The organism is Atribacterota bacterium, from assembly GCA_028717805.1.
Taxonomy (GTDB): Bacteria; Atribacterota; Phoenicimicrobiia; order Phoenicimicrobiales; family Stramentimicrobiaceae; genus Stramentimicrobium.
Genome location: JAQUNC010000068.1, coordinates 1 through 6260, shown reverse-complemented (window position 1 = coordinate 6260; position 6260 = coordinate 1). Strand labels below are relative to the sequence as shown.

8 protein-coding genes are annotated in these 6260 nt (G+C 33.1%); all 8 read left to right on the top strand.

Annotation, left to right across the window (positions count from 1 at the left end):
* A partial coding sequence (locus PHD84_10260) for a nucleotidyl transferase AbiEii/AbiGii toxin family protein (protein ID MDD5638177.1) occupies positions 1-754 on the top strand: 754 nt, incomplete at its 5' end.
* Positions 755-1038: 284 nt separating this feature from the next.
* Entirely contained in the window at positions 1039-1689 is a 651-nt protein-coding gene (locus PHD84_10255) for a hypothetical protein (protein MDD5638176.1), read from the top strand.
* A 115-nt stretch (positions 1690-1804) separates the two neighbouring features.
* Positions 1805-2107 carry a hypothetical protein gene (locus PHD84_10250; GenBank protein ID MDD5638175.1) on the top strand — a complete coding sequence of 101 codons (303 nt, stop codon included), beginning with the start codon at positions 1805-1807 and terminating at the stop codon, positions 2105-2107.
* Positions 2104-2802: a GSU2403 family nucleotidyltransferase fold protein gene (locus PHD84_10245; protein ID MDD5638174.1), complete on the top strand. Its 699-nt coding sequence runs from the start codon at positions 2104-2106 to the stop codon at positions 2800-2802. The genes PHD84_10250 and PHD84_10245 overlap by 4 nt, the downstream gene beginning before the upstream one ends.
* Positions 2803-2911: 109 nt before the next feature.
* Positions 2912-3187 (top strand): hypothetical protein, encoded by a 276-nt coding sequence (locus PHD84_10240; GenBank protein MDD5638173.1) that lies wholly within the window; start codon positions 2912-2914, stop codon positions 3185-3187.
* Between the two features lie 355 nt (positions 3188-3542).
* Positions 3543-4934 (top strand): DGQHR domain-containing protein, encoded by a 1392-nt coding sequence (locus PHD84_10235; GenBank protein MDD5638172.1) that lies wholly within the window; start codon positions 3543-3545, stop codon positions 4932-4934.
* Between the two features lie 24 nt (positions 4935-4958).
* Positions 4959-5945, top strand: coding sequence for a hypothetical protein (locus PHD84_10230; protein ID MDD5638171.1), 987 nt, complete (start codon positions 4959-4961; stop codon positions 5943-5945).
* A 75-nt stretch (positions 5946-6020) separates the two neighbouring features.
* Positions 6021-6260: hypothetical protein (locus tag PHD84_10225; protein MDD5638170.1), on the top strand; the 240-nt coding region annotated here is incomplete at its 3' end.

The following is a 6260-nucleotide window of genomic DNA, read 5'->3' as shown; positions in this document are numbered from 1 at the left end:
CAACAAAGCAATAAAAAACGAATTGATATTTAAAGGGGGGACTGCATTAAAAAAGTGTTATTTTGGAGATTATAGGTTTTCAGAGGACCTTGACTTTAGTTTAAAAAATAATATTTTAGGGGGTAATATTCTAGAACAAGAGATTAAAAGGTCTTGTAAGGTTGCTGTAGATTTGGTTCAGAAGTTTTCACCTCTTGAGTTGAAAATTGAAAAATATACGGAAAAGGAAAGTCACCCAGGCAAACAAGAAGCATTTACTGTTAGAGGTAAATTCCCTTGGCACAGAGATTTTTTTTCGAAAGCCAAGATCGAAATTACAACTAATGAACCAATTATAATGGAACCCAAAAAAAGAAATATTATTCATGGTTATCAAGAGGATCTATCAAAAGAATTATCCGTTTATTCACTTGAAGAAATTATATCTGAAAAATTAAGAGCAATATTGCAACATTTAAAGAAATTAGAACAAAGAGGTTGGACAAGATCACGAGCAAGGGATTATTATGATTTATGGAGAATCTTTAATGCTTATAATAAAGATTTAAATTTGAATATCATACCATCAGTCTTTCTAAAAAAATGTGAAGTTAAAGATATTGATTTTTCAGGGGCAGATGCTTTTTTTGATGAGAGATTATTGAGATATATTGCTGATACTTGGAATAAATGGTTAGGTCCCTTGGTTCCAGATCTGCCAGAGTTTCAGTTAGTAATAGATGATTTAAGAGAAAAGATTTACCAGTTATTTTAATTAAGAATATATTTATTTTCTCCAATATCTATATAGCTATTCCCAATAATACAGTTAATAATTGGCATAAGTGGAGACAAGTATTTTCAGAATTATTTTTTTTGCAGTCTGATGATTCTTACTGCCTATTACAAAAAAGCCCAAAAGTGATGTAAGCTAATACATCTATATAATTGGCGAGAAATATTATAGAGAAGGGAAATAAAAGGGGTCAAATCCTTATCATTGCCATTTTTACTTTTGATAATCTTTCTTAAGAAAGTAATTATAAATTGGTGGCTGGGATGAAATTTTATTTATTTTCTACAATTGAATTTGAAATACCTGATCCTCTTTCTTTAATTGAATGCTATTGTTACCAGAGTGATTTTTATTCCAAGTATGATGTGATAGAAAATCGTAAAATTGAAGATGTAAACAAAATTGGAGCAAGACTAACAAGTGATGCAATTTCAAAATGTAAGGTTATAGTTGAAGTCACCAGGGATTTAGAAATATTCCAGCATACACTTGATCTATTTTTGGATTTAAGTAGACAGGAAAGAGAAAGACAGATCAAAGAATTAGACGATGTAGTTTTTCAAGAGCTTTTTAAAATTAATGGAATCCGTTTTTCTACTGCAACAAAGATTCTACACACTATTTACCCCGAAATTATCCCCATGATTGTTAATCCCTTACAAAGAAAGTATAAAAGAGAAATCAATTCTTCCTGGACTTATGAAAATGCTAATGAAATTTTAATAGATTTTTATAATAATTTGGAAAATGGGGATCTTAGAAAAAATTTAAATGAGCTTTCTGCTGAGCTAATCAAAATCAATCTTAAACATCTTACTAAAATTAGAATCTTTGATATTCTCTGGTGGTCTTATCTGAAAGCAGAAAGATTGAAGAATGTAAGAGGAATAAAGTGGACTTCGATTTTGTATTGACAATTGTTACCAGACAATTATAATGATAATAAGAAATGTCTGGTAACTAATGTAAATAGAATATTTTACCTGACATTTCAAAAAATAATTGGTTAAGTCTGGTAAAAGTTAGATTATGAAAATATTAAATGATATTTTACAAGAAGAAAAGGAACGCCTTTTAGAATTAGAAAAGATTTATAAATCAAAAATACAACAGCTTCCAAAAGGCAGTCTTATAAAAAAGAATATTAAGGGACATAATTATTATTACCTGAATTATAGGTCATATAAAAAACAAGTATTTAAATATATTGGAAAGCTGTCTGAAAAAGAGGTAAACGATTTGGTAAGCAGGATTAAAGAAAGAAGAAAATATGAAAAATTTTTACGACAAGTAAAAAAAGACATTAAAGAGATTGAGAAAAAAATTAAATGAATGTTGAAAATACTAATTTTTTTATTAAAACACTTAAAGCCTTTCACAATGCAGGAGTTTTACAGGAATTAATACTTGTTGGCAGCTGGTGTCATCATCTCTATAGAATATATTTTAACAACACTCCTGAAATACCTATTATTAGAACATTAGATATAGATTTCTTAATCCCTAATCCAGCTAGGATAAAACAAGAAATTAGTATACCGGAAATACTTACATCATTAGACTTTATTCCATTACATAATTATATTACCGGCCTAACAAAATATATACATCCTGAATTAGAATTAGAATTTTTAACTCCGGACCTTGGTAAAGGGAAAGGTTCTACACCCTACAATATACCGCTGCTTCATATTAATGCCCAGGGGCTTAGATATTTAAACCTAATTCAAGATCATATTCTTGAGATAGAATATTTAAATATGATTATAAAAGTCCCTGAACCTGCAGCATACGTTTTGCATAAATTTATCGTGTTTGAGTTACGTAAGCAAAAAACCAAACAGGATAGAGACCTTTATTCCGCAAAAGCAATTACTGAATTTCTAATAGGCAATGATGTTCAAAATCAAAAATTGGTTAATATTTTTTATTCCATACCTTTAAAATGGCAAAAAAAGATTCTAAAAAACACTAAAATACATTATAAATCACTTTATGACTTTCTAATACAAAATATAGGTATCTAAATATACCAATATTACAATGATGAGTTTTTGTAATAGGGAGGCATATCTAAAATAAATATTTTTTAGAAATTTAAAATTAATAAAAATAAATATTAAAAGGGAAGATAAAGTGAAGAGATATATTGCTGAATATTTAAAATCGGCTCATAAGCACTCTATATTTCACAAAAATGAAATAATGGAGAGTAAACTATGTGGTTGTTTTAACTGCCTGCGCACGTTTCAACCTGGTGAAATATTTAACTGGGTTGATGAGTATAATCCAAAAGGTTCTACAGCCATGTGTCCGTTTTGTTATGTGGATTCTGTCATTGGGTCTAAATCCGGATTTCCGGTTGATGACCCGGATTTTTTGAAAGCAATGTATTTGCATTGGTTTGGATGATAAAGTTGCTGCCATTTTAAATACAAGTGAAGGTGCCACATGTCGCTATATTACACTTTCATCGAAGAGATAATAATTTCGATGGTCCTTTAGAACAATTACAGCCCACGTTATTAATATTTAAAAATACAAAAAACAAAAGATTTAACACAATATGCCATTCTCTAAACAAAATATAGAGCAGGATTTGGGGTTTTATATTTTCAACAAAGATTAGGTATTTGTTGAGTACTTTTTGTAATAATAAAATAAAATTAAAATATAGAAGGGTATTTATTTTAATTTAAGAATGTTAGGACTTGACATTTAAATCATAACATCTTATAATTTTAGTACACAATCAGGAGGGAGAAAAATGGGACTAAAAATAGCCGGGGTTAAATTTCATCAGCATGAAACTCAGTTTATCATTGGTTATGCTAAAGCAGGAGATATCTTAAGGCAAAGCAGGATTGATGAATGGAGTTCTGACAATCCTGGAGGGTATCAGCGCGAGGTAATTGAAAGAAGGGCCAGAGAATTTGGCAATTTTATTGCCAAAAAAGGACTTTCCCCCAATGCAATCTTATTGAATATCAGGGATGCAGATATAAACAACATCAAGAAAATTAGGGAAAATGAATTTGAGATTCCCGATGGTATTCAACTGTGGATAGTTGACGGACAGCACCGATTAAAAGGCTTAGAAATTGCCGGGATTAATCATCCGGATGTTCTAGATATAAATATCCCTGTTGTACTTATGAACTTAAAATCCAGCAACCCGGATTTAGCCAGGCAAAGTGAAGCTACTCAATTTTTGATTATCAATAAAACCCAGAAAGGGGTTCGGTCTGATCTGGCAGAACGTCTGTTAGTTAAAGCTGAAGAGGAAAAGCTAAAATATCAAGATTTGGAAACAGACTCCTTCAATATTAGAAATGACTCATCTGGTAGAGAAAAATTTCGCAAAATTTACTCAGAAGAAAATAAGAAAGAATGGGTTAGGGATATGGAAATACCGACCTTTCTCAGGAAGAATCGAAATATTCCTCAATATAATAGGGAGAATCCTAAAAAACAAGACTCTATTAAATACAGTGATTATGCTTATACAGATTACAAAGAATATTATGATGCATTTCCTGACGATTATACCAAACATAATGTCCTTCCCAGTAATCTGAAGAGAGAATTGCGTTGGAAACCCCGGGCAGTTCGAATTTCTGATGTATTGAATAGCCGGTCGGATTCTCCGCTGCAGGGTAAAATGAAATTACCCAATAGCCGTCCCAGTGGTACTACCTTCAGCCAGGTTTCCATGGTCGGTTCACTGAAAAATGTTTTGAGTACAGCACCCTTTTCAAGTTTGTCCGAGGATGAGATAGCTTCTGTCCTTATCAACATGTGGAAAGCAGTCAAAGAGCTTTGTCCGGAACCCTTTTATGAAGTTGAAAGAAAACAAAGGGCGGATGATTATGTTTTGTTAAAGACAACCGGGATTTTTGTAATTCCTAAATTATTAGTAGGATTAAATCCCTATTTACCACGGAAAAATGGAGTGGGTATTTATACAATAGAGATTTTCAAGCAATTCTTATCCCGTGCCGGTACGCTGATGCAAGCAGACTTCTGGCGTTCAGCTGGGCCTGGTACTGCTGGTTCCTATGGTACAGGCCAGAAGAGTTTTACTTATATTGCTCAGCAGATTATAAAACGGATTATCACGAAGGGAGATGATCGAGGAAAGCAAAATGTGATTTTGTAAATTATTAGTTAGGAAGTGAAAAAAATGGAAAAGATAATAAGTGATTTTATCTCACAAATACACTTTGGAGAAGTGCAGAGTTATCAGAATATGCAGGTAATTCCTTTGTACTTAAATATCAAGGAAGACTTGCTTTATCTGACCCTAAAGGAAGCCCTGGAGAAGAGATTACTGGTTATTCAAGAAGTAAGTACAGGGGGCTTGGTACCTGAATTAAAAGTAATCAATCACTCTGATACCCCGGTATTGTTAGTAGATGGAGAGGAATTATCCGGAGCCAAGCAAAATAGAGTATTGAATACAACCATTCTGGTAAAAGGGAATTCAGAGCTGAATATACCGGTTAGCTGCACCGAACAGGGACGATGGTCCTACCAGACAGATAGTTTTTATGATTCAGATATTATTTCTCCAACTTTTTTAAGAGCCAAAAAGGCATCCTCGGTTAATACTTCCTTGAAACAGGACAGAGGTTATCATTCTGACCAGCAGGAAGTGTGGGAAAATGTTGCATTCTTACGCAATAGTGCCAAGGTTAATTCTGCTACCGGCGCGATGAAGGATGTTTATAAGCAAAAGGAAACAAATTTAGAGGAATACCTTGAAGCCTTTCAGTGTTTACCTTACCAGAAGGGCATCTTTGTTTTTATTGATGGAGAGATTGCCGGCTGGGATATCCTCTCCCGTGAATCATCTTTTGCGCTTATTTTTCCGAAATTGGTCAAGAGTTATGCCATGGATGCTTTGCTAAAAGAAGAAAAGAAAGTGGTCACCTGCCGGAATCCAATAGAAGAAGCCAGGCATTTTTTGGAAGGAATACAAGATTGCAAGGAGGACAAATATCCATCAACAGGCCAGGGATTTGATTATCGCTTTGAAGGAGAAGATAAAGTTGGTTCGGCTCTGGTTGTTGAGAATGAGATTATTCATATGGCTTTTTTCAGGACGACCAGGGAAGAAAAAACCGGCAGGATGTCCGGGTATAAGAGAAGAAGAGGATATCGTATTTGATAGGGTAATTAATTTTACATTAAATTAGATTATAAGTTTATCAGGTTTGGATTTTTTATAAAAAGGAGCAGTAAAATGACAAAACAAAATTACACCGAAATTGTCTGTATTATTGACCGTTCCGGGTCAATGGAATCTATTAAGACTGACGCCATTGGAGGGTTCAATACTTTTTTAGAATCCCAAAAGAAGTTGCCGGGGAGAGCCTTCCTCTCTCTAGTACTTTTTGATCATGAATATATGATGCCTATTCAAAGTGTGGATTTGATGTTAGTCAAGCCTCTTACAAAAAAGAACTATGTTCCCCGTGGTACT

Excerpts from the sequence above, each read along its gene's own strand:
- PHD84_10255 (MDD5638176.1), top strand. The coding sequence starts at position 1,039 with ATGAAATTTTATTTATTTTCTACAATTGAATTTGAAATACCTGATCCT.
- PHD84_10250 (MDD5638175.1), top strand. The coding sequence starts at position 1,805 with ATGAAAATATTAAATGATATTTTACAAGAAGAAAAGGAACGCCTTTTA.
- PHD84_10245 (MDD5638174.1), top strand. The coding sequence starts at position 2,104 with ATGAATGTTGAAAATACTAATTTTTTTATTAAAACACTTAAAGCCTTT.
- PHD84_10235 (MDD5638172.1), top strand. The coding sequence starts at position 3,543 with ATGGGACTAAAAATAGCCGGGGTTAAATTTCATCAGCATGAAACTCAG.
- PHD84_10230 (MDD5638171.1), top strand. The coding sequence starts at position 4,959 with ATGGAAAAGATAATAAGTGATTTTATCTCACAAATACACTTTGGAGAA.